This is a genomic window from Gudongella oleilytica, from assembly GCF_004101785.1.
In the GTDB taxonomy this organism is placed as follows: Bacteria; Bacillota; Clostridia; order Tissierellales; family Tissierellaceae; genus Gudongella; species Gudongella oleilytica.
In genome coordinates this window covers 989,638-1,009,877 of the sequence record NZ_CP035130.1, presented here as the reverse complement: position 1 = coordinate 1,009,877, position 20,240 = coordinate 989,638, and the positions used below count along the sequence as shown (strand labels likewise).

The window sequence follows — 20,240 nt, the reverse complement described above, 5'->3', positions numbered from 1 at the left end:
GTGAGTCCAGGGTCTTATCGATTATTCTATTCCTCTTTCTTTTCATGAGATTCTGACTTTGATATTCTGACTGCTACTACTCTTTTGTCCTCTACACTCTCGACTCTGAAGGACAAGTCTGATATAGTAAGCTCCGGTTTATCCCCGTCATCAGGGATATAACCCAGGTGATGTATAATAAACCCTCCCAGTGTGTCGTAGTCCTCAGTTTCCTCATCCAGTTCTATTTCCAGCCTGCTGTTAAGCTCCTTGATAGAAACTGATCCCCGTGCAATATATGTGTCCTTATCAAGAAGCTTAACGTCCGGATCATCATGGTCATATTCATCATCGATATCTCCCATGATCTCTTCTATTAGGTCCTCCATAGTTACAATGCCTGAAAATCCACCGTATTCATCTATCAAAACTGCCATGTGCTTTCGAGTATTCTTAAGCTCGAGGAACAGATCGTTGATGTTTTTTCTCTCCGGAACAAAATATGCCGGCCTCAGGATAGCTTTTATGTCAACGTTAAGAAATCCTGATTTATAAGCTTCAAGAAGATAATCCTTTAAGTAGAGTATGCCGACTATATTATCGATATCTTCCTCATAGACAGGTATCCTCGAGTATTTTAAGGACAGAAGATCATCTATGTAATCCTCTATCCGGTCGTCAGCATCGATCATATAAACCTCTGTCCTGGCTGTCATTATCTCTTCTGCAAGCTTGTCGTCGAAGCTTATTACACTCTTGATCATCTCTCTTTCAACCGGGTTAATAAAGCCCTGCTCGTGTCCCACTTCGACCATAGAGCTGATTTCCTCCAGTGTTACCTTTGCCTCAACGCCCTCCTGGCTAACGCCTAAAAGTCTAAGTATAGCATTTGTTGATAAAGAGAGAAAAGTCACAAATGGGTGCATCACCTTTGCAACCATACTGATTGGCCTGACTGCAAGCATGGCAAAACGTTCAGCATGGTTTAATGCTATCCTTTTAGGTACCAGTTCCCCAATTACCAGCATGATATATGAAAGCATGAGAGTTATCCCAACAAAGGCAATATCCTTTCCGAATGGTACCCCGAGAGCCTCCAGCCGGCCTCCGAGGGCAGTTGATATGCTTACTGCAGCTGAAGCTGAGGAGAAAAATCCCGCAAAGGTTATACCTACTTGGATGGTAGACAAAAACCTTGATGGCTCCTTAAGGATATCAAGAAGAAGTCTGGCCTTTTTATCGCCTTCCTCAGCCTTGTTGATCAATCTGATCCGATCGACTGAAACCATTGCCATCTCCGATGCAGCAAAAAAAGCATTGACCAGAGTAAGAACGAATATCAGCACCAGCTTGCCTGTTATATTAAGATCCTGTTCAATTCCCATAGTAACATCTCCTTAGCTTCTACCCAATGAATACCCATGACAGGCTTTATTACGCATCCCTTATGATCTGATCTCTTAATATGTATATTGCCTCTCTGAACTGAAGGGGCTTGCTGAAGAGATAGCCCTGAAATTTATCGCAATTGTGATCCAACAGGTATGCTGCCTGGACATCATTTTCAACTCCTTCGGCAACAACTGTGAGATCCAGTCTGTGGCACAGGGAAATTATATCTCCGGTAAGCAGCATCTCATGTGGGGTATTGGTTATTCTTTCGATAAACGTTTTATCTATCTTAATTGTGTCTATGTTCAGCTGGTTAAGCCTTGAGAATGACGAGTACCCAGTACCAAAGTCGTCTACTGCTATGGTCACTCCTTCTTTTCTCAATTGACCAAGGCTTAAGTTTATCTCTTCGTAATTGTCCAGGATTATGGACTCTGTAACCTCCAATTCAACATTGGAAGGTTTTATCCTTGTCTCAGCCATTACCCTCCTCAATCTGGGGATAAAGCTCTTATCCTGCAATTGAGCTGCCGAAATATTGATACTTATCTTTACGCCGCTTACACCCTGATTTTCAATATCCTTCAGAAATAATAGTGCAGTATCGACTATCCAGTTGCCGAGCTGCACCATCAGCCTTCTTCTTTCGGCTATCGCTATAAATTCAATCGGAGAAATCGGTCCGAGAACAGGGCTGTTTAATCTTGCCAAAGCCTCAAACCCGGATATTTTGTTTGTTCTTGCGTCGAATATTGGCTGATAAACCAAGTGTAATCCACCTTCAGAAGGATTCAGGATAGCCTTTATGAGCTCAGCCTCGATCTCTTCATCTCGTTTCAATCCCTCCATCATCGAGTATTCATAATATGAGTACAGTTCGGATTCAACTACGCCTACGTAGTCCAAAGCTATAGTAGCGTCCCTTATTATGTCATTTGGATCTCTGTAACGTCCCCCTACCTCTACTATACCAATATTAAGGTTCAGTGCCTTTGTATAGCCATGCGCAATAATTTCCTTGTCGACGGAGTTTACTATCTGTTCAGCCAGTAGGTTCAAATCATTCCTGTCTTTGTAGCTTTTAACCAGAAGAACAAATCTGTCGGAAGCAAATCTGAAAATGTCATATTTTTTGTCAAAAGCATCATACAGCTGCTCTGCTACCCGTTTTAATACTGAGTCTCCGAAATCATATCCGAAAGCCATGTTCAAAGCTTTGAAATTACTTATGTTAATTAGGAGCAGAGCATTTCTGTCATAGCTTCCCTTGGAACACCACTCCTTCAACTCATCCATAAGGTAAGCATGATTTGGTATCCCGGTAAGAGAGTCAATATAAGCCATTTTGGTCAGCTTTTCATCATTCTTATATGCTGATCTGTTAAATATTACTATCAATCCTGCGATTGAGAGAAGAAGACCCCCGCCCAGGAATATTATGCTATTTATAGTCTCATTGGTCGATTTAAGTGAATGGACGAAGCCAAGAGTTCCTATCCTCTGTTCCTCGACTACTACAGGGGTCGTTACATAGAATGATTCTTCTCCCTTGTAATCTGCTATCCAGGATGAATCCTCTGGTGTATCACTTGCTTCATCAGATGAATTCCCGCCAAATGTTTTTCCATAGTCAGAAATATCAGTAGAGCCAACAATTACATTACTGGTGTTTACAAAATATGCCTTTAACACGTGTCCGTCTGAGTGCATTTGATCCAGAAGCTTCTGTGTATTGAAGGACCCTAAAAATTCCTGAACTCTCAATGCTTTTATTCCGGTCTGGACAAAATATCCGTTCCCGAGCCTGTAATATCCGTATTTAAACAGCTCCCCGCTTTCGCTATCCGGCCTGATCTGGTCGATATGACTACTATTCCCGCTAATCATGAAATCGTGTACCGGGTGACCCGGCTCGGCGACCCAACCTATGTACTTCCCATTATTTGAGGAGATAATTACACCATTTTCATCATATACGTAGATATCATCCACTTGAAGAGATTCTGAAACCTCCTTCAGTTTGGTTTCCGAAAATTCACCATTGAAGCTGTAGACCATTTCACCTGTTCCCATAAGCCTCTGATCCATTATCTCATTTGCCATTTCCTGCGCTTCAGCTGCTATCTCCAAATTATGCGCGTAGCTCTTTGATAATCTTGAGGATTCATTTCTAAGTATCTCGTAATAGTGGCTTCTTATGGTTGAGGTCATTATTAATATTGAGAACACAAAAATTACCCCTACTGAGAGTACGGGTATGTATGTGTATTTTTTCCTCAGTTTAGATTTGATTTTATAGTCGGTATCCATAGAACCACCTTGCCAACTAATTACAAGTACAGTTTATCAAAGTCGTAACCACAGAGTCAACAAGTTTAGGAATAATTAGAATATAATTGAAGCCAGTGATACTCCAGTGGTATCATATAGACAAATGATTTCAGGAGGATACTATGAAGGGTAAAGACAATGGCAAGCCCGCTTTTTTCTGGAGGGCTTTGATAACATTTATCGGGATTTTTCTTATTATAAGCACCTTATCCAACATCTTACTTTTTTTATTCGGAGCAACTGCTTCTGCTCAGATAGAAACTAGGCGATTCGGAGGATCAAATACCGGATATCCTGCTGAGAAGAGGTATGAATGGTCGGTGGAGTATTCCTTTATTGATAATGAAGGCACGCAGCATACCGGATACACTAAGCGCAGAGGTGCCGACTTGTCGGTTGAAGTGTCGAAAGAGGTTAAGTATTTTAGCTTTGCGCCATTTATAAGCTCGCTAAGCGATGAGGCATTAATCTCCCCTATGCAAATGATCAGTATTGCGATTGGCGGATTTTTGATCTATTCAGTCAACTGGGACTTAAATAAAAAGAGAGCTAAAAGATAGCTCCCTTATTCGTAAATATTCTCCTTAATTATAATCCAAGTGATCTCAATGGACCAAACTGCATTCTTTCTCTAACCATCATCAGGTGTTTCTTTTCTTCGTTAAGTATTACATTCATTTCCTTCTGGGCAATGTCAGGATACATCCCCATCATTTGATGGACAAAAAGTATGCCGTCCTTTTCCATCCTTTCAGCCAGGAGCAATGAGTCTGCGTACTTCATGTTCTTATCAAATTCATGCTTCGAGGTGATATTCTCCTCGATCAGTGATTTTACGTACTCTACTTCTTCCTCAGAGAATTCCCTGGTCATTTCCCCGCCATGCTTCTCAAGAAGAGCTGTGTACATTCTGTTGTGCTTGTCTTCCTCCTGGGACATACGCGCAAACAGTGCTTTAGATTTCTCATCCGGCGCATTCTCAGCTAACTCAGCGTAGTATTTTGTAACCTCCTCCTCCATTTTGACGAATGTTGACAAAATTTGCTTACCATCGAAATTCATAAAATCACTCCTTTAGTGTAGTATGGTTTCACCTTAATAATACCTTTAATTTGGTATTATTACAAGTTTATCTCAAAAACAAATTACCCAACTATGTTCAAACAAATCAAGTGACTTCTAATAACCAATAAAATTATCAGCTTTGATGTTTGTTTTGTCAATTTCAAGCGCCAGCAGCACCTCGATCAGCATACCGTTTATTCCCGCTGTCCCAGAAGTATAGTAGAGGCCTTCATTTCCAATGATCCTTGCAAAGGCTTCAGCTCTGTCCTGTAAGGTATCAAGGCTTTTCAGGAATTCGATCTCAAGACCTGGTATCTTATTATCGATATGCCGTAGGCTTTCCTCGAAGGCGTATTCTCCTCCCTCATCCAGGTAATATATTTTCATCTTAGTCGGATTTGATCCCGATATGTCCAGCTTCCGAAGTATTGCTCTAACAGGTGTGATCCCAATACCTCTTGCAAGGATGCAAACAGGCCTGTTATAATCATCAACAACAAACCTGCCCTGGGGATCCTCCACGGTCATAATGTCACCTTCTCTCAGCCTTAAGAGATGCTCCTTGAACTCTGAGCCAGGTCTGTCATATGTACATGATGTGAACATAAGGATATTATCCTCAGGTACTGATGTGAAGCTGAACACTCGATACCCCTTGTCTGATTCGAAGTCATAGTCGTGAAACCGGAAAATACCATGCTGACCTGGTGCCCAGTTGAAACCATCCGGCTTGGTGAATACGAAGGAAAATATGTCTGAGGTTTCCTGTTTTTTGTCTTTGAAAACAATTTCATATTTCTTATTAAGCTCCGACACTTTTCACCACTCCTTTCCTGAAACCAACCCTGGAGTGAGCCGTATTTTTAGTTTCTCTCACGGTACTGATGGCTTGCTCCAACACTATTCTCTACTGCCTTTATACCCTTAGAATCATGTTGAAACTATTAGAATCTGCATATTGGAGAAAAAATATCAATTTATCCCTTTGACCTTAGCAGCTCCGCCGCTGCCGCTTCCTCCTCTGGCTGTACCTTCGCTGCTACATAAAGATTGCCTACTGAAAACAATGCAGCCAGAAAAAACACCCAATGACTGCCCCATTTTGTCCAAATAAAGCCGCCGATCATTGCAGCTATTATGGATATTATATGATCGAGACTAACACCCATGGACAGAGTAGATGTTATTTCTTCTTTATCCACTGCAATAGATCTAAGATAGATTGAATTGACCATACCAATCTGCATAGATAACCTGTCGGCTATATACAGCAAGTATATCGTCCAGACCGCCCATCCCTGATTTTGCAAAGCTCCCGATTCAATTCCCCATACCATGCCGCCATATACAAGATAAACGATTATGAAGGTCAACGCATCAAAATACATCATGCTTTTTATTCCGTACCTGTCCATCCAGTGCCCAAGCTTGTTTAGAAAAAATATTGAAACGAATGTAAAGGCTATTGTTAGAAGTGCTATTGTATCAGCCTTCTTCATAAGAAGGTCAACAATTATCCAGGTACCATAAACGTATGCTATCTGCTTTTGTACTCCCTTAAGGACAGTGAGAAAATAAAAATACTTATATTGCTTTCGGAATACCAGTTTTCTCCGTTTTTGGGATTTGATCTCAATATTAACTCTTCGGGACATTAGAGCGGTAATAACAGCTGCCGCTGTAAAAAGTGCACCGGAAATAAGGAACACGATCTTTACAGGCTCCTGAAATGTGAAAAATCCTGTCCTGAACCCAAAGAACACCATCAATGCTGCCATCAGGCTGAATGCTGCCCTGACACTTGAATATTGCCCCATTCTTCTTCCTATTCTGTCCTGCTCAGCCAGGGACATGCCTATGGCGTCCTGCAATGGCATAAAGAGGTGCATTCCCATGGAGTTAATAAACAGAAATACAAGCATTATTCCAAATGACGGAGTTAAAAGACCAAGCATTGTGACTCCTATTAGAGATAAAATCTGTGCAATAAATGCTACTCTTATGTCTCCCATGAATCCCAGCACTCCGATCACAACCGTGCATAGTATCCCTGGAAGCTCTCTGGGAAATTCAATCAAGCCTCTTTGAAAGGCTGTCACCCCATACACTTCCTTGAAATAATTGGAGTAGATGCTGTCACTCAGGCCATTTCCCAAGGCAACGATGGATATGAGGATAAAAAATAAAATTAGCTCGATCCTGGCTTGTGAAGTGTTATCTTTTGTCATTTAATCTTGCAAAGCCTCCGTTTTTTAATCAAGACTTATTAGTCTGACTCTATTTTTACCGCTTCTCTTGGAGATATAAAGCTGATCGTCGGCCATTTGCAGTAGTCTGGGGACACTGGATAGCTCTTCTCCAGATCCAACGACTCCACCGATGCTTATTGTAGTTGGAGTCTTATCGGAACCATTGCCATAATATAGTCCAAGTTTCTCCACTTCTTCTCTGATTTCTTCCCCAAGTCCAAGTGCTGTATCATAATCCTTTGTTCTTGCGATATACACGAATTCTTCACCGCCGTAACGTCCAAAAATATCATTCCTTGACCAGGCGATCGAGCTTATGGCTTTGGTTATGGATATCAGACACTTATCTCCGTCTGAATGACCCCAATGATCGTTATACATCTTGAAATTGTCGATATCAAGCATATATACAGTCAAAAAGAATTTCTCGTCCCTGGCAGCCTCAGCAATCTCGTGCAGCTTCTTATTTATTGCTCTTCTATTGAGTATTCCTGTCAGCTCGTCCTCTGAAATCTTTTTTTCAAGGCTTCGGTTCATTTCATTCATTCGTTCGATTTCAAGCTTCTGGAGCTTTATCTCATGCTCAAACCTATCCTTAAGTTGATTCAATTGCTCAAAATCCGTTGTATGCTTAAGCTCAATGTTCAGGATCTCTAATCGGTTACCAAGTGCCAAATTACTCTGCTTTTCACTGTATGAGCAGTATAGTTTAAAATAATCCAGTGCAACACTGTAGTTACCGTAATCCTCATTAATAGAGGCAATTTGTCTGTAAACGGAGCTAATTTTCTTCTTCGCATCTATCTCTTCAGCATAGCTGATGGCAATTGCAAGCAACTCCATGGCTTCATCAAGGTCTGTCTCGGCGTAAAGAGATGCCAGGTTTGTAAGTATGTCTATTGAATAATATTTGTTTTCCAATGTTTCCAGCATAGCCAGGGATTTCTTGTACTGCTCCTCGGCTTCAGCCCTGCCTCCCATAGCCTGGTAAACCTGGCCTATCCTGCTCTCTATCTCAGCCAGGCTTATCGGGTCATTCATATCTTTCAAAATCATCTTGCCCGATTCAAAGCACTTCAATGCCTCCTCAGGCTTGCTTTCCTTTAGATATATCTCCCCAATATTTCCCAGGATTACAGCCCTGTTAATATCCAGTCCATTTTCCCTGCTTAATCCTTCAGCTCTTTTATAGAACTCTATAGCCTTATTATATGAAAGTGTTTCCCGATAAACCTCGGCAATATTATTCAGAACACTGCTCTCGAGAAATGGGTCATTAACCACCTTTGAATAGTCCAGTGCCTTCAGAAAATTCCTCATGGCCTCCTCATACAATGAACTGTAAAAGTAAGCGACACCAGCAAGATTCAAGGCTCTCATCAAGCCCTCATGGTCATCCAGCTCCTCAAAAATTTGTCTTGCAGCCAGACTCATGTCAAGCAGATTCCCAACATCGGATTTGACCCTGTAGCCATAAGCGGCTCCCAGTAGAGAAAATCCTTCCTCTCTTTTAAATCCACCGTCTCTCGACATTTGATAAGCCTCGTTGCTCATCTCTATAGCCCTATCAGGTGAAACTGATGACGCTGCCTTGGCTTTACTTAAAATCTCCAGTATACTCTCTCGATTGCTCATTATTTCCTCCATCGTTTGAAAGTTAAAACAAATCACATTAAGATTATATCATTACTCTGAATGGTAAATGTTAAAATTTTAATATTGGTTGTAGTGTCAAAACAGCCGATTTTAAGCCCACAATCTTACAAAATGTTGAGTTGAAAACATTGTTTCCCAAATGTCTTGAATATTTGTCAAGATATCCGGAAGAAAACGGTCCTGTCTTACCTTTTTCAACACTCTTTTAACGTTGATTGCTGTAATTTTAAACCCAAACCACATTTTTGAGCGCAGATAACCCCGGACAGGCATTTGATCAACATGGTGCTTGCGCCTAAGGACGGAGGGTATGCCTTCCACTCCGTTTCGTATTCTTGCCAGTTCCTGGTATTTTGGCAGAGAATACTTTTGTAGATATTCGGCCCGTTGAACCGTTTTTTCGGTAATCATCACGTAGTTGGATTTCTTTTGGGGTTTCATGCCACATTGATTTCGTAGCGGACAATCCTGGCAGGCGCTCAGTGTAAAAGAGGCCCGATAGATTCCTGTCTGTTGGTAATAGCAAGTTTTGTATGGTTTTTTCCCAGCTGGGCATTTTAACACCTTATGATTCTCGGTATCGAGTTTGAAATGGGCTTGTACTTCATTTGGGGCTTTTCCCAAGAGGGAGGTGGTCACCAGATCTATGTTGTTGGCTTCTGCCATTAAGGTGTTCTCGGTACTGGCATAGGCTCCGTCAGCTACCAGGGTGGTCTTCTCTTTCTGAGGGCCCATCTCTTCGATGGTTTTTCGACAAAACTCATTGTCGCTGTGGGTGTTGGGCTGATATTCGTAGGCGGTGATCATACTGCCTTCTTTACCTGTGGTTTCAACGACATGTGCCACATAGCCTTTATGGTTCTGGCCGCTTTTCCAGCGGAAGGTGGCGTCTGGGTCGGAGGGGTTTTGCATACTCTGGGTCGAGATATCTTTTTTCGGCTTAGCTATGGTCGTTCCTGTGTCATCGGTGTGGGTTTGTTCTTCCATCACTCGGACCAGGTGGTGATAAGCTTCTGTTTGTTGGCTTATTACCGGCACCAGGTCCATCAGGTGTTTCGCATCCTGGATAACAGCATTCAGGCGTTGGTCCAGGTCTTCATGGCGCTGGTGGTAGATGATCTGGTTTCGGTGTTCTTCTTTCAGGTAGGTCTGCAGGGGTTGCACCAATGTTGTTTCACCGTTTTTATGAAGCTGCTTTACCAAGTTGGCAACACAGGTGTACAAAATTTCAAGGCGGCTCATCTTCTTGCTGCCAGAGGCCACCATCAGGCTGTCCATTCGTTTTAAAGTGGGTTCGATGTTTAGGTACTTTCGAAAGGCTTCGGCCAGATCAACCATTTCTTCTTTTAGTAAATCTTCGCCGGTGTTCAGTTCGTGATAGTACAATCGTTCACGAAATCGGCTGAAGGTGCGGTCGCTGAAGGGTTGTTCCTTGAAACTGGTGGTGCGTAGTGCTACTTGAAACCGTACGTCGCACAGGATGGATTCCAGCAGGTCTTCGTCAGTTAGGCTAAACAGTTCTTTAATGATCAACGCACCGATGATGGCATTGACAGGCGTGTTGGGTCGGGTAGCCGGATTGTCACTGTACAAGACCGCGAACCGTTTTTCGTTAATCTGTGGAAAAATGATCTCTGAAAAACCGGCGGACCATGATTTCTCAACAAATTTCTTAACACGTGGCGGGAGGTTAAGCAGCGCATCTTCCATGTTGATTTGTTGGACAGCATTGGGTTTAAAAGCCATAATATCCACCTTTCCGAATTACCTGTGATACCTTTATTATATCACAAATAGGTCGGAAAATGTTAATATTGCAATGCTTCTAAGGCGTTTTTCAGTTACATTAATGGTCGTTGCTGTTAGTTGGACAAGATTTTTATGATTGTACTTGGGTGTGAAAAGTACTTTTGACACCTAAACCAATATTTATCGGACAAAAAAGACCCGCTTTAATCGCGAGCCTTGATAAATATATTATTTCTTGCATTTTGAATTATAATCAGACTCTCAGTGTGCTTCTAAAGCCTTTTGAACTGTAAAATGAATCGACTCCGTTGTGATACTGGTTTTGCATCAAGTCTTTTCATGACTATTTCCCATACAACTTCCTTATGCTTAGTGTAAATATTTGGCTGGTAATATATAATGTACATGACCGGTTTACATCCTCTGGATATAGCATGAAGGGAGGACGATAATAGATGATCGTTAAGTCAAGGAACAGAATTATAAGGTTTATAGCAGCATTAGTTACTATTCTCATCATAGCTGCTTCGTTTGATAACACATCATATGCAGTAGCTTTCAGTGATCTTGACAATCACTGGGCAAAGTCATATATTGAGAGAGTTTCAGATCATAAGGCCATATCCGGTTATCCTGATGGCAGCTTTAAGCCTGATGATCAAGTTAAAAGAATTGAATTTATTTCAATTATTGTAAAATCACAAGGAATAAGTGTCAGAGACAGGACTCCAGGTGAGTACTGGGGACAGCCTTATATCGAGGCAGCGATAAAAAATGATTTAATAAGGTCAAATGAATATGGAATTGCAAATGAAGTAAATTTAGAAAAGTATATTTCGAGAGAGGAAATGTCCAGCATCGTTGTTAATGCGTATACAAAATCAGGAGGAACTGTCGAACCTGCTAAGTTTGATGCTGCCCGTTCAAGCTTGGTTGATTTTGATTCTGTTGCCCGGTACTATTATAATAGTTCAATAGAATCTGTCGCTTTGGATTTCATTTCAGGTTATCCCGATGGTAGCTTTGCTCCGAAGCAAAATGCAACCAGGGCACAGGCTTCAATAGTATCCTATAGGTTGCTATTGAAGCAGGGAATCATTAAAGATAGCGAGTTGCCAGTGAATGTCGTTCTGTCAAAAACCAAGCTGCAACAAGGTGAACTTTTGAGATTGACGGCTTACCACGCCGATAATGCTAATAGAGCTTCACTTGTTCAGAGCCTGTATCCAGACTATGTGTGGTATGAGGATGGTGATGTCCTTAGAGGATACATTCCGACAAATTATAATACAAAGCCTGGAGTATATAGTTTGAGGTTCATTGATGAAAAAACAGGAAATATATCTACGAAGTATGTGGAAATATCCTCAAGGGATTTTAGGGTCCAATATCTTAAAGTCGATCCAAATATCGAGTCAAGCACAAGAACAGAAGAAGCGAATGCTGAATACAGAAAGTATTTCAATCCTTCAAGAGATGTTTCTTCTCCGGTAAAGTATTATTCGGAGCCCTTTATACTGCCAGTCACGGGCAGGGTAACAACTGAATTTGGTGAGACTCGTACTGTAAACGGAGCACCTACCTCCTACAGACATGCAGGTATAGATATTGCTGCACCGCTTAATACAAAGATATCAGCTGCAAACAGAGGTAAGGTTACTCTTGCTATGCCTTTGATCCTGACTGGAAACAGCATTGTCATAGATCATGGAGAGGGTCTGTTCAGTGTCTATTTCCATCTTGAAAAACTACATGTTTCCCAGGGGGAGATGGTTGAAAAAGGACAGCTTATTGGTACGGTTGGTTCCACAGGATTTTCCACAGGACCTCATCTCCACTTCACTATGTCCTATTACAGGACTAATATCGAACCCGGATTCATTATTTATGGCAAGAGTATCACTAAGGCAAATTATCAGGAACTTATGAAGTAAGTGGCAAAGCACCGGGAATTATCCTGGTGTTTTTTATTTCGACAGCATACCTTTTTGACACGTTCAAAATAAGATATCTGCAAAGGGGGGTGCGGATGTTTTTTGGACCTCAAAAAGCCAATCATAGACTCCTCCTATACTCTATAGGACTCATTCCTCCTGGTGATAGTTTTATCCTCTCTTCAGAATACCATTTAATGTATTCATTAAGCTCTTTTACGAATTGAGCTATCGTAGCATCAGCCCAGGAGTAACCTTAAAACATCTCATTCTTAAGTCTACCAAAAAAACCTTCACATGCTGCATTGTCAGGCGAACATCCTTTTTTTGACATAGATCTTATAAGCTGTGCTTTTTCAATCCGTTCTAACCAACCTGGCCAACGGTAGTGACATCCTCGGTCAGAATGTACTTTAGGTTTTTCAATGTTCCTGAGCATTATCGGCAGTTGCCTTTGCAAGCTCCTCTTTAAGAAGCTGTCTTTTCCAGTTATAAATACTTTCTATAGTTACTCCATGCTCTTCAGCAACCTGTTTGGCAGGTTCGTTTCCAGAGCACAAAGAAATGACAGCTTTTTCTTTCTGTTCAAGTGCATATTTTATATTAGATCCACCAGTACAACAATGTCTCTTTTCATCTGGTGCTCTCTCTAATATCCATTTATCCAACACTGGACGACTTGGATAACCAAGTTTTTTGTCGGCTTTAGACACACTTTTACCATTCTCAAGATAATAATTCACAGCTATTTCCTTTTCGTCTTCTGAGAATTTAGTATTTTTAACGTAACCTTGATGAAGATTACCATCCTGCAGATATTCTTCCTACCAATTTCGTAAAGCTCTTCTATAAGAATACTCCGACTCACGAATGACTGTAGGATAACTCATATCAGACTGAATCAACAGTTTTACTGCTTTTATACGTTCTTCTTATGTGAATGCGCGGCACCTCCTAACTTAAATTAAATCCAGGATTTTGTCTGCGTCCCTGGTGGTAAACTTTTTCGTTGACATTCACATCTGATGCTAATATTTATTAATCTTATCTAAGTTAAATTTTTTAAGATCTTATGCGGATAATGATATTGACACATCGATTTTTTTGTGTTATATAATAATTAGCACTCAGGTGACGAGAGTGCTAATAAAAATAAAATGAAAAGGAGTTGTTATTTATGGCTGGATTAGTCCCTTTCAACAAAAAGAACAAGGAAATCTCTACAAACACTGGCTTTGAGGACTTCTACAACGTACTTGATGACTTTTTTTCTAATGACTGGCCTTTTAGAAGATCCCTCGCAAATGACACATTCAAAGTTGATGTCGAAGATAATGGCAGTGAATATCTCATTGAGGCTGAAGTGCCAGGTATAGACAAAAAAGACATCAATGTTGAACTTAACGATGGAAAGCTTGTGATTGCTATTGTTAAGGATGAAAAGAATGAATCAGAGAAAAGGAATTTCATCCACAGAGAAAGACGTTATAGTTCTATGAGTCGTTCAATTTATTTGGAAGATGCCAAACCCAATGGTATTAGGGCAAAACTTGAAAACGGCTTGCTTAAAGTCAAAGTTCCTAAAGAAGAGAAACCAAACAATAGTGTTACAATTGATATTGAGTAATACAAACATAAGCACATTGGGTGATTCACCAATGTGCTTATATTTGTCATGTTATCATAAATTTTCTTATTAATGCTCATTTTATTGACCACGCATAAATTAATCAGTGTTTCTTGATGAAATTTTTATGCTTTACTGAGTAAGCAGCAAATAATCTTGTCGATAATTGTGTTTCATACATAGGGATTTCCAGTTTGTTGACATTTGTTGTTGTTTGATTTTTATCAAGTTCTTTTACTCTTAACTTCCTAAAAAAATTAACTCTCTATAAGCATACCATGTTTTACTGATTTCGTTGGAAAATGAACATTTCCAGAGTATTCAAAATTCATTTTCAGATATCCGAGAGTTAATTATGCCGGAAGTTCAGACTAACTCTAAAAGTTTTCCCAACATTATCAAATAACTGTTTTAATTGATTAGTATTTTTCCATAGTAGTTTTTTACTTATTGAATCCCAAGTTTCAAAAGTAGCACAATATTTATCTACCATCAGGACGACATAAGACTCTTTATATTTGGGTAACCTTAATGTTAATGGCCACATATGTTTTTCAATAATATCCTTTTCAATATTATTCAGAGAGAAATACTCATTAGCATTTTTAAGTGCTATGCTTGGATGAACAAATCCATGTAGTCCTGTGTAAGGCTTGCTATCGGTGTGCCAGTCATACAAGAAAAAATCATGAAGAAGTCCACCTCTTGCTGCAGAACAGGGGTCCAGCCCTAGTTTCTTACACAGCCGGAAACTAATATAAGACACACGCAGACTATGATCGTAACAGCTTATATCTCCATGTTGCATATATTTTTTCATTAACTTTACCTTTTCATGATCAATCAAATCCCACACGCACTCACAATATTCTTTTTCAAGTGTGAAATTTATTTTTAAACTCAGTTTTGATTTTATCGACTCTACCATTCAAAATCCTCCTCACATCGCGATTTATTATATCCGCATTTAAGAAAAGCAATTTGGGGAAAGCAAGAAAGATCCTTTTATATTTTATAATCTTATTTTTGTACACGTGTACTGATAGTTCAGAATAAAGGAGAATTGTTCTTCTTAAATCCAATATATCAATAATAGATTTTATAGTATCAATAATAAAATAAACAACAATAATGATAGCAACATATTCTTTAAACTGAACAGGAATAGTACGCGTAAAATTTATGATAATTGGATGGACTATTTGAATTAATGCAAAGGCAAGCATTCCCCATAACATTGAGTATTTAATGCATATATACCCTTTAATGTTCAAGAAATTATAGCTGTAATCCCACCATTTTTCATGAAATATTTTTTCCAATATAAATCCAGTGACAAACTCCAATATTGTAACTAATAATATTGAAACAATCAAATTTATCATCAATAATAATGATTTATCCTCTAAAGAAAATGGACTCCAGTTAAAGTAAGAAACAATAATAATTCCGCCAAACCCATATATAGGTGTAAAGGGTCCTCTAAGGAATCCCCTATTGATAAATTTTCTGTGTTTAATACTTGCAAATAAAGTTTCCATCACCCACCCTAAAAATGAATAAATCGCAAAAAAAAGTATCAGATCAACTGCCATATTAATTTCTCACCTCTATAGTTAATTGTATCCATTGATCAAATTATGTTCGTTTTGATCTTAAAATTGCAATAATCAGTGCTGCAAAGGTAATTGCCGCCAGGAAAAGGCTACCTTTTAATATTATACTTAAGACCATTATAAAATCAGCCGCTTCCATGCCAATTAAACTTAATCCAATGATTGTTCCCGCAATTACTATACTTAAAGATAGAAACACTATGCTTATTGATAATCGGCTGAAGGATCTATCAATTTTTTGCGCATATCGTTCTGCCTCTTTCACCTTAATTTGTATTGTAAAGTCATCATGTTCTATTTTACCTAGAAAATTTAAAAAAACAGACGGAAACTTTCGAACTAGATTACCATAATCCATAGCACCACTCAAGATTTCCCGGCCTATTTTCTCAGGGGAAATCAAAGTGAAAATCAACTTTCCTGCAATAGGTTCGGCAATTTCCAGGATATTAAGATCAGGGTCCAATTTCTCAACTAACCCTTCCAAAGTTATAAGGGATTTAGCAAGCATAGTGAATTCCCCTGGAATCATCATATTATAAGTAAATGCTAAATCAAAAATTTCATTAAAAACTTCACCTATTTTTATTTCACTCAATGGAACCGACAAAACTTGATCTCTTAATCGATCAATATCTTTTCCCAACTTTCTCATATTGATACTGTTTGATATTGCATCAAGTTCAACAATTGCTTGAATAATCAGCTTACTATCTTTCAAAGTTATTCCCATTAACATTTTCAAAAACTGGTTTTTCCTATGAGGGCTCAGTTGTCCTATCATCCCAAAATCTAAAAAAGCTATCTTATTATTTTCGAGCACCATTATATTCCCCGGATGAGGATCGCCGTGGAAAAAACCATCTCTTAATATCTGATATAAAACAGAGTTGGCTAAATTTCTTGCTATTATTTTTTTATCTAACCCTAATTGATCTAACGCTTCAAAGTTTTTTAGAGAAGTTCCTTTGATTTCATCCATTGTAAGTACACGACTCGTTGTATGGATCCAACTAATATCTGGAACTATTACATTTGCTTCATCCTTAAAATTCACTTTAAAAGTTTCTGCATTTTCGCCTTCAAGCCTAAAGTCTAATTCATTCGTTATGGTAGTCTCAAATTCTTCAGCCATTTTACTGAAACTATAAAGTTTCCCCAGCTTAGTTCGATTATCTATAAAATCTGCTAAATCTTTAAGGATACCCAAATCAAGCTCAATATTTTTTTCGATATTAGGTCTTTGAACTTTTACTACCACATCTTTACCTGATAATAATTTTGCACGATGAACTTGCCCAATAGAAGCTGCCGCTATAGGTTCCTCTTTAAACTCTCTAAATATATTTTCAAGTTTATCTCCTAACTCAAATTCTATTACTTGTTTAACATCGCTTATTGAAAATGGGGCTACTGCATCTTGAAGTTTTTCCATTTCATGTATGATCTCACGAGGCAATAAGTCTGGTCTAGTACTCATGATTTGACCCAATTTTATAAATGTCGGCCCCAACTCTTCAAAAGATAATCTCAGTCTCTCCCCAATTGATAATTTTGAAAGTTCCCTTTCTGAATATTCTTTGGTTTGCATCTCTATTTTAAGATATTTTAAAATTCCTAATCTATCCATTAATGCGCCAAATCCATGGTTTGCAAATATTTTGACAATTTGTGTTGTTCTCTTTAATTTTCTATGTTTACTAACCGCCATCATTTATCCCCACTCTGTCCAATCACTCTTTTGCTAAAAATGAAGATATAAATTGATAGAAACTCTGTCATCTATACCTGCTTCATGTCTGTGAGCTAATATACATTTTTAATTCTTAACGGAACGGACGTCATAACTATCTTTCTTTTCCTAAAAAAAAATACACCCACCAACCCTGGTCCTGTATGTGTCCCTATGATTGGTCCCAAACTATTTATAACTATATCTTTGGGCACTGTCTCACTCAAAATCAGAGATTTCAGATACTCTGCATCTTCAATACAATCACCATGGGTGATGAATATCATTTGTTCTTCCGGTTTAGTTACGCGAATTTTATCCCTCTAATTTTTTTACAACATCTAATCTTCCATCATTTGAAACATTTAAAACCGGTTTAACATCAAGCAATCCACTCTACGATTTCTTCTTTAGATTTTCCTTGTTTTAACATTTCGCTCGCATAATACACTAATAAACCCTGACCGATTGAGGCGCTTTTCGAATCTATCACTGTTATATCTGCTTCTGGGTTTGCTTCCATTATTTCATTTCTATCTATGACAGAGCCATTAAAAGTTTCAATAAGTGCTGAAGAGAAACCTATATAAATAACTGGATCTCCTTTTTAAACAAAACTTCTAAATTCATTTTCAAAAGTAAAAGCAGCAATCTGAGCAGTTGTTGGCATACTTCCATTTCGAATTTCGTCGTAAAATTCTTTGTAACTTAAAGATTCCCCAAAATCATCTATATAATTTATTCCATTTAGCACAAATGTAAATGGAATAACATGTATATTATTTTGAGAAATATATTCAACGGCAAATCGCAATTTGAATCAGTAGCTATAACAATTCCCATTTCAAAACCATCTCCAAATAATGGACAGCCCAGCTAAAAAACATAGACAATATCTAAGAACCTGCCATTGCTCTGTCTTTTAACTGATCAATCCAAATCTTATTTTTTTAGTTCGTTTATATCCTTCTTTGTGGCTATTTCTTTCTCATTTAATATATCAATCAACTCTTCTCTTACAATCTTTCTGAACTCATCTTTTCCCATGAGATCTTCTTTGCGGGCAATATCTTTTGATTCTAGTGCGTCTAAAATTTCATCCTTGACCATTTTCTTAAATTCTTCACGTTGTTCTTCGCCTTTTTTCACTAAATCATTAACCAGATCCTTAGCGTCCTTCCTAGCCACTTCACCTTTATTCACCAACTCATCAACCACATTTTCAATTTTTTCTCTAGAGTAAGAAAACAACCCTAACCCTAAATTGACTGACTTTTCAATTAATCCTGACATAACAAAATACCTCACTTTCATAAATTTAATCAAATAAAATTTGCATAGCATTTAATGCTTCTGGTAATTTTTCATCTTGATCAAGCAAAACCTGAATCCCTGTACCAAACATCGACCCCAAAATCAAGCGAGACAAGTCTTTTGTAGGATAGCCTTTTAATTCCTTTAATTGAAGATCGTTAAAAATATACTTCTCAATCATGTCCGATAAATCTTTGAACAATTCACTAAGCAAACTACTGAATACAGGTGACCAAATAGCTAAACCCGTAAAATCATAGAGCAATCTAAAAAGTTCCGGATTATGCTGCAACATATTTTTAAAGTAATTAATCAAGCCTTTTACTTTTTTCTGGGGTGTACTTTCCTGCTCCAATGATGCTTTAATCTCCTTTAAATACTTTGAAGTCATCATTCCTACAACTTCTTTAAATAACCCCTCCTTATTTTTGAAGTAATAATTTAACTGGCTTAAAACGACTCCTGCTTCATCAGCAATGTCTCTCATTGAAACATTTGCATAACCTCTGGTCGATATACAGGTATAAGCTGCTAATAAGATTTTCTCTGGTTGAGTTCGTTCATTTGTTCTAGTAAGCACAATACCAACACCTCACAATTCGGTCGTTCGTCCGATTTATTCTTATAGTACTATTTTTTGATGAATTTGTCAATAATCAACTTGACATGATGGTGTCAACTTACTGCAGGAAAAACTACAGTACATACCCTTATGCATTTGACTCACTATACTATGCCCCTTAGGCTAAATACCCCCACAAAATCATACCCGAGGAATTTACACACTAATATGGACTTGACTCTTTCACATCATTCGGATATAAAATCTCCGATAATCATATTTCCATCACATTTATGGAGTATGATAAACGTTAAAAATATCAATATAAAGGAGTGAAAAATATGCGAACGAGAATAGATTTGTTTAAAAAAAATCATAAGCGCACGACAATGGGAATATTAATTCTCCTGCTTATTATCAGCAGTATGTTTTTACTAGCTGCCTGCAGCACATCCACTGAACCAACAAAGGAAACTACCCCACCCGTTCAGGATACCTCAACTCAAGCACCTGAAACTACGCAACCTATCGATCATAATATTGACATTGATCCAGCTCCACTAACCGATAACGATAAAGCACTATCACTTGAAGGTTATGGGGCTAAAGGAGCTGCTGCTGATAAAGCTCTGAGTGTCAACGATATGTTGATGTATGCTGTTCAAGATGAATATTTAGCGCGTGCTGAATACTTAGCCATCATAGATAAGTTTGGCAGCCAAAAGCCCTACGACAATATCGTTAGTGCCGAAGAAACACATCTCGCATTTTTAAAAGAGGTATATGTCTCATATGGTCTTGATTTCCCTGCGGATGACTCTGCGGATCACATTGTTATACCCGCCGACCTTCTTGAAGCCGCCGAGACTGGAGTTCAAGCCGAAATTGACAATATTGCGATGTATGAATTATTCTTAACCTATGATCTTCCTGATAATGTATATGAAGTATTCACTGCATTAAAGAGTGGTTCTGAAAGCCATCTGTTAGCGTTCCAAAAGCAAGTCGATAAGTTGAAATAAACAACATCACCC

General features: G+C 38.6%; 18 protein-coding genes and 2 pseudogenes. 4 read left to right on the top strand and 16 right to left on the bottom strand.

Annotated features, from left to right (window positions below; all coding sequences use genetic code 11):
• Positions 1–26 precede the first annotated feature (26 nt).
• Positions 27–1,364 (bottom strand): hemolysin family protein, encoded by a 1,338-nt coding sequence (locus tag EC328_RS04595; RefSeq protein WP_128425703.1) that lies wholly within the window; start codon positions 1,362–1,364, stop codon positions 27–29.
• A 49-nt stretch (positions 1,365–1,413) separates the two neighbouring features.
• The gene (locus tag EC328_RS04590; protein WP_128425702.1) at positions 1,414–3,681 is read right to left on the bottom strand and encodes a putative bifunctional diguanylate cyclase/phosphodiesterase; all 2,268 of its coding nucleotides are present in this window, start codon (positions 3,679–3,681) and stop codon (positions 1,414–1,416) included.
• A gap of 143 nt (positions 3,682–3,824) precedes the next feature.
• Here EC328_RS04590 and EC328_RS04585 point away from each other — a divergent pair, with 143 nt between their 5' ends.
• Positions 3,825–4,262, top strand: a complete 438-nt coding sequence (locus EC328_RS04585) for a hypothetical protein (RefSeq protein ID WP_128425701.1) — start codon at positions 3,825–3,827, stop codon at positions 4,260–4,262.
• Between the two features lie 28 nt (positions 4,263–4,290).
• Here EC328_RS04585 and EC328_RS04580 read toward each other — a convergent pair whose 3' ends face one another.
• From EC328_RS04580 to EC328_RS04560, 5 genes are all read right to left on the bottom strand, one after another.
• Positions 4,291–4,764 carry a ferritin family protein gene (locus tag EC328_RS04580; protein WP_128425700.1) on the bottom strand — a complete coding sequence of 158 codons (474 nt, stop codon included), beginning with the start codon at positions 4,762–4,764 and terminating at the stop codon, positions 4,291–4,293.
• Between the two features lie 117 nt (positions 4,765–4,881).
• Positions 4,882–5,583: an FAD-dependent oxidoreductase gene (locus tag EC328_RS04575; RefSeq protein WP_128425699.1), complete on the bottom strand. Its 702-nt coding sequence runs from the start codon at positions 5,581–5,583 to the stop codon at positions 4,882–4,884.
• A 161-nt stretch (positions 5,584–5,744) separates the two neighbouring features.
• On the bottom strand, positions 5,745–6,995 hold the full coding sequence (locus tag EC328_RS04570; RefSeq protein ID WP_128425698.1) for an MFS transporter: 1,251 nt from the start codon (positions 6,993–6,995) through the stop codon (positions 5,745–5,747).
• Positions 6,996–7,019: 24 nt separating this feature from the next.
• Positions 7,020–8,651, bottom strand: coding sequence for a GGDEF domain-containing protein (locus tag EC328_RS04565; RefSeq protein WP_164906028.1), 1,632 nt, complete (start codon positions 8,649–8,651; stop codon positions 7,020–7,022).
• Positions 8,652–8,762: 111 nt separating this feature from the next.
• Entirely contained in the window at positions 8,763–10,418 is a 1,656-nt protein-coding gene (locus EC328_RS04560; protein WP_128425231.1) for a transposase, read from the bottom strand.
• A 458-nt stretch (positions 10,419–10,876) separates the two neighbouring features.
• On the opposite strand from EC328_RS04560, the gene EC328_RS04555 reads away from it, so the two are divergent.
• Positions 10,877–12,355: a peptidoglycan DD-metalloendopeptidase family protein gene (locus EC328_RS04555; protein WP_128425696.1), complete on the top strand. Its 1,479-nt coding sequence runs from the start codon at positions 10,877–10,879 to the stop codon at positions 12,353–12,355.
• 121 nt (positions 12,356–12,476) lie between these two features.
• Here EC328_RS04555 and EC328_RS11720 read toward each other — a convergent pair.
• Both EC328_RS11720 and EC328_RS11610 read right to left on the bottom strand, forming a co-directional pair.
• Positions 12,477–12,779, bottom strand: a pseudogene (locus EC328_RS11720) (transposase); the annotation flags it as partial.
• Positions 12,778–13,026 (bottom strand): transposase, encoded by a 249-nt coding sequence (locus EC328_RS11610; protein WP_240671544.1) that lies wholly within the window; start codon positions 13,024–13,026, stop codon positions 12,778–12,780. The gene EC328_RS11610 and the pseudogene EC328_RS11720, both read right to left, overlap by 2 nt.
• Positions 13,027–13,532: 506 nt before the next feature.
• Between EC328_RS11610 and EC328_RS04545 the strand changes: the two genes are divergently transcribed.
• Positions 13,533–13,982, top strand: a complete 450-nt coding sequence (locus tag EC328_RS04545) for an Hsp20/alpha crystallin family protein (protein ID WP_128425695.1) — start codon at positions 13,533–13,535, stop codon at positions 13,980–13,982.
• Positions 13,983–14,331: 349 nt separating this feature from the next.
• Here the strand turns inward: EC328_RS04545 and EC328_RS04540 are convergent, their stop codons facing one another.
• The 7 genes and pseudogenes from EC328_RS04540 to EC328_RS04505 all read right to left on the bottom strand — a co-directional run bounded on the left by EC328_RS04540 (position 14,332) and on the right by EC328_RS04505 (position 19,224).
• The gene (locus tag EC328_RS04540) at positions 14,332–14,910 is read right to left on the bottom strand and encodes an HD domain-containing protein (protein ID WP_128425694.1); all 579 of its coding nucleotides are present in this window, start codon (positions 14,908–14,910) and stop codon (positions 14,332–14,334) included.
• On the bottom strand, positions 14,858–15,577 hold the full coding sequence (locus tag EC328_RS04535; protein WP_128425693.1) for a putative ABC transporter permease: 720 nt from the start codon (positions 15,575–15,577) through the stop codon (positions 14,858–14,860). Before EC328_RS04535 ends, EC328_RS04540 begins: the two co-directional genes overlap by 53 nt.
• 43 nt (positions 15,578–15,620) lie before the next feature.
• Positions 15,621–17,309, bottom strand: a complete 1,689-nt coding sequence (gene ubiB / locus EC328_RS04530) for a 2-polyprenylphenol 6-hydroxylase (RefSeq protein WP_128425692.1) — start codon at positions 17,307–17,309, stop codon at positions 15,621–15,623.
• Positions 17,310–17,404: 95 nt separating this feature from the next.
• Positions 17,405–17,617, bottom strand: a complete 213-nt coding sequence (locus tag EC328_RS11915; RefSeq protein WP_128425691.1) for a DegV family protein — start codon at positions 17,615–17,617, stop codon at positions 17,405–17,407.
• A gap of 95 nt (positions 17,618–17,712) precedes the next feature.
• Positions 17,713–18,084: pseudogene (locus tag EC328_RS11715) on the bottom strand (DegV family protein).
• Between the two features lie 188 nt (positions 18,085–18,272).
• Complete coding sequence (locus EC328_RS04510) at positions 18,273–18,623, bottom strand: phasin family protein (RefSeq protein WP_128425689.1); 351 nt, start codon at positions 18,621–18,623, stop codon at positions 18,273–18,275.
• Positions 18,624–18,648: 25 nt separating this feature from the next.
• The gene (locus EC328_RS04505; protein ID WP_128425688.1) at positions 18,649–19,224 is read right to left on the bottom strand and encodes a TetR/AcrR family transcriptional regulator; all 576 of its coding nucleotides are present in this window, start codon (positions 19,222–19,224) and stop codon (positions 18,649–18,651) included.
• A 323-nt stretch (positions 19,225–19,547) separates the two neighbouring features.
• Between EC328_RS04505 and EC328_RS04500 the strand changes: the two genes are divergently transcribed.
• Positions 19,548–20,228 carry a ferritin-like domain-containing protein gene (locus tag EC328_RS04500; RefSeq protein ID WP_128425687.1) on the top strand — a complete coding sequence of 227 codons (681 nt, stop codon included), beginning with the start codon at positions 19,548–19,550 and terminating at the stop codon, positions 20,226–20,228.
• The last annotated feature ends 12 nt before the right edge of the window (positions 20,229–20,240 follow it).

Coding starts and splice junctions, on each gene's coding strand:
- EC328_RS04595 (WP_128425703.1), bottom strand. CDS start 1,364: ATGGGAATTGAACAGGATCTTAATATAACAGGCAAGCTGGTGCTGATA.
- EC328_RS04590 (WP_128425702.1), bottom strand. CDS start 3,681: ATGGATACCGACTATAAAATCAAATCTAAACTGAGGAAAAAATACACA.
- EC328_RS04585 (WP_128425701.1), top strand. CDS start 3,825: ATGAAGGGTAAAGACAATGGCAAGCCCGCTTTTTTCTGGAGGGCTTTG.
- EC328_RS04580 (WP_128425700.1), bottom strand. CDS start 4,764: ATGAATTTCGATGGTAAGCAAATTTTGTCAACATTCGTCAAAATGGAG.
- EC328_RS04570 (WP_128425698.1), bottom strand. CDS start 6,995: ATGACAAAAGATAACACTTCACAAGCCAGGATCGAGCTAATTTTATTT.
- EC328_RS04565 (WP_164906028.1), bottom strand. CDS start 8,651: ATGAGCAATCGAGAGAGTATACTGGAGATTTTAAGTAAAGCCAAGGCA.
- EC328_RS04560 (WP_128425231.1), bottom strand. CDS start 10,418: ATGGCTTTTAAACCCAATGCTGTCCAACAAATCAACATGGAAGATGCG.
- EC328_RS04555 (WP_128425696.1), top strand. CDS start 10,877: ATGATCGTTAAGTCAAGGAACAGAATTATAAGGTTTATAGCAGCATTA.
- EC328_RS04545 (WP_128425695.1), top strand. CDS start 13,533: ATGGCTGGATTAGTCCCTTTCAACAAAAAGAACAAGGAAATCTCTACA.
- EC328_RS04540 (WP_128425694.1), bottom strand. CDS start 14,910: ATGGTAGAGTCGATAAAATCAAAACTGAGTTTAAAAATAAATTTCACA.
- EC328_RS04535 (WP_128425693.1), bottom strand. CDS start 15,577: ATGGCAGTTGATCTGATACTTTTTTTTGCGATTTATTCATTTTTAGGG.
- ubiB (WP_128425692.1), bottom strand. CDS start 17,309: ATGGCGGTTAGTAAACATAGAAAATTAAAGAGAACAACACAAATTGTC.
- EC328_RS11915 (WP_128425691.1), bottom strand. CDS start 17,617: ATGATATTCATCACCCATGGTGATTGTATTGAAGATGCAGAGTATCTG.
- EC328_RS04510 (WP_128425689.1), bottom strand. CDS start 18,623: ATGTCAGGATTAATTGAAAAGTCAGTCAATTTAGGGTTAGGGTTGTTT.
- EC328_RS04500 (WP_128425687.1), top strand. CDS start 19,548: ATGCGAACGAGAATAGATTTGTTTAAAAAAAATCATAAGCGCACGACA.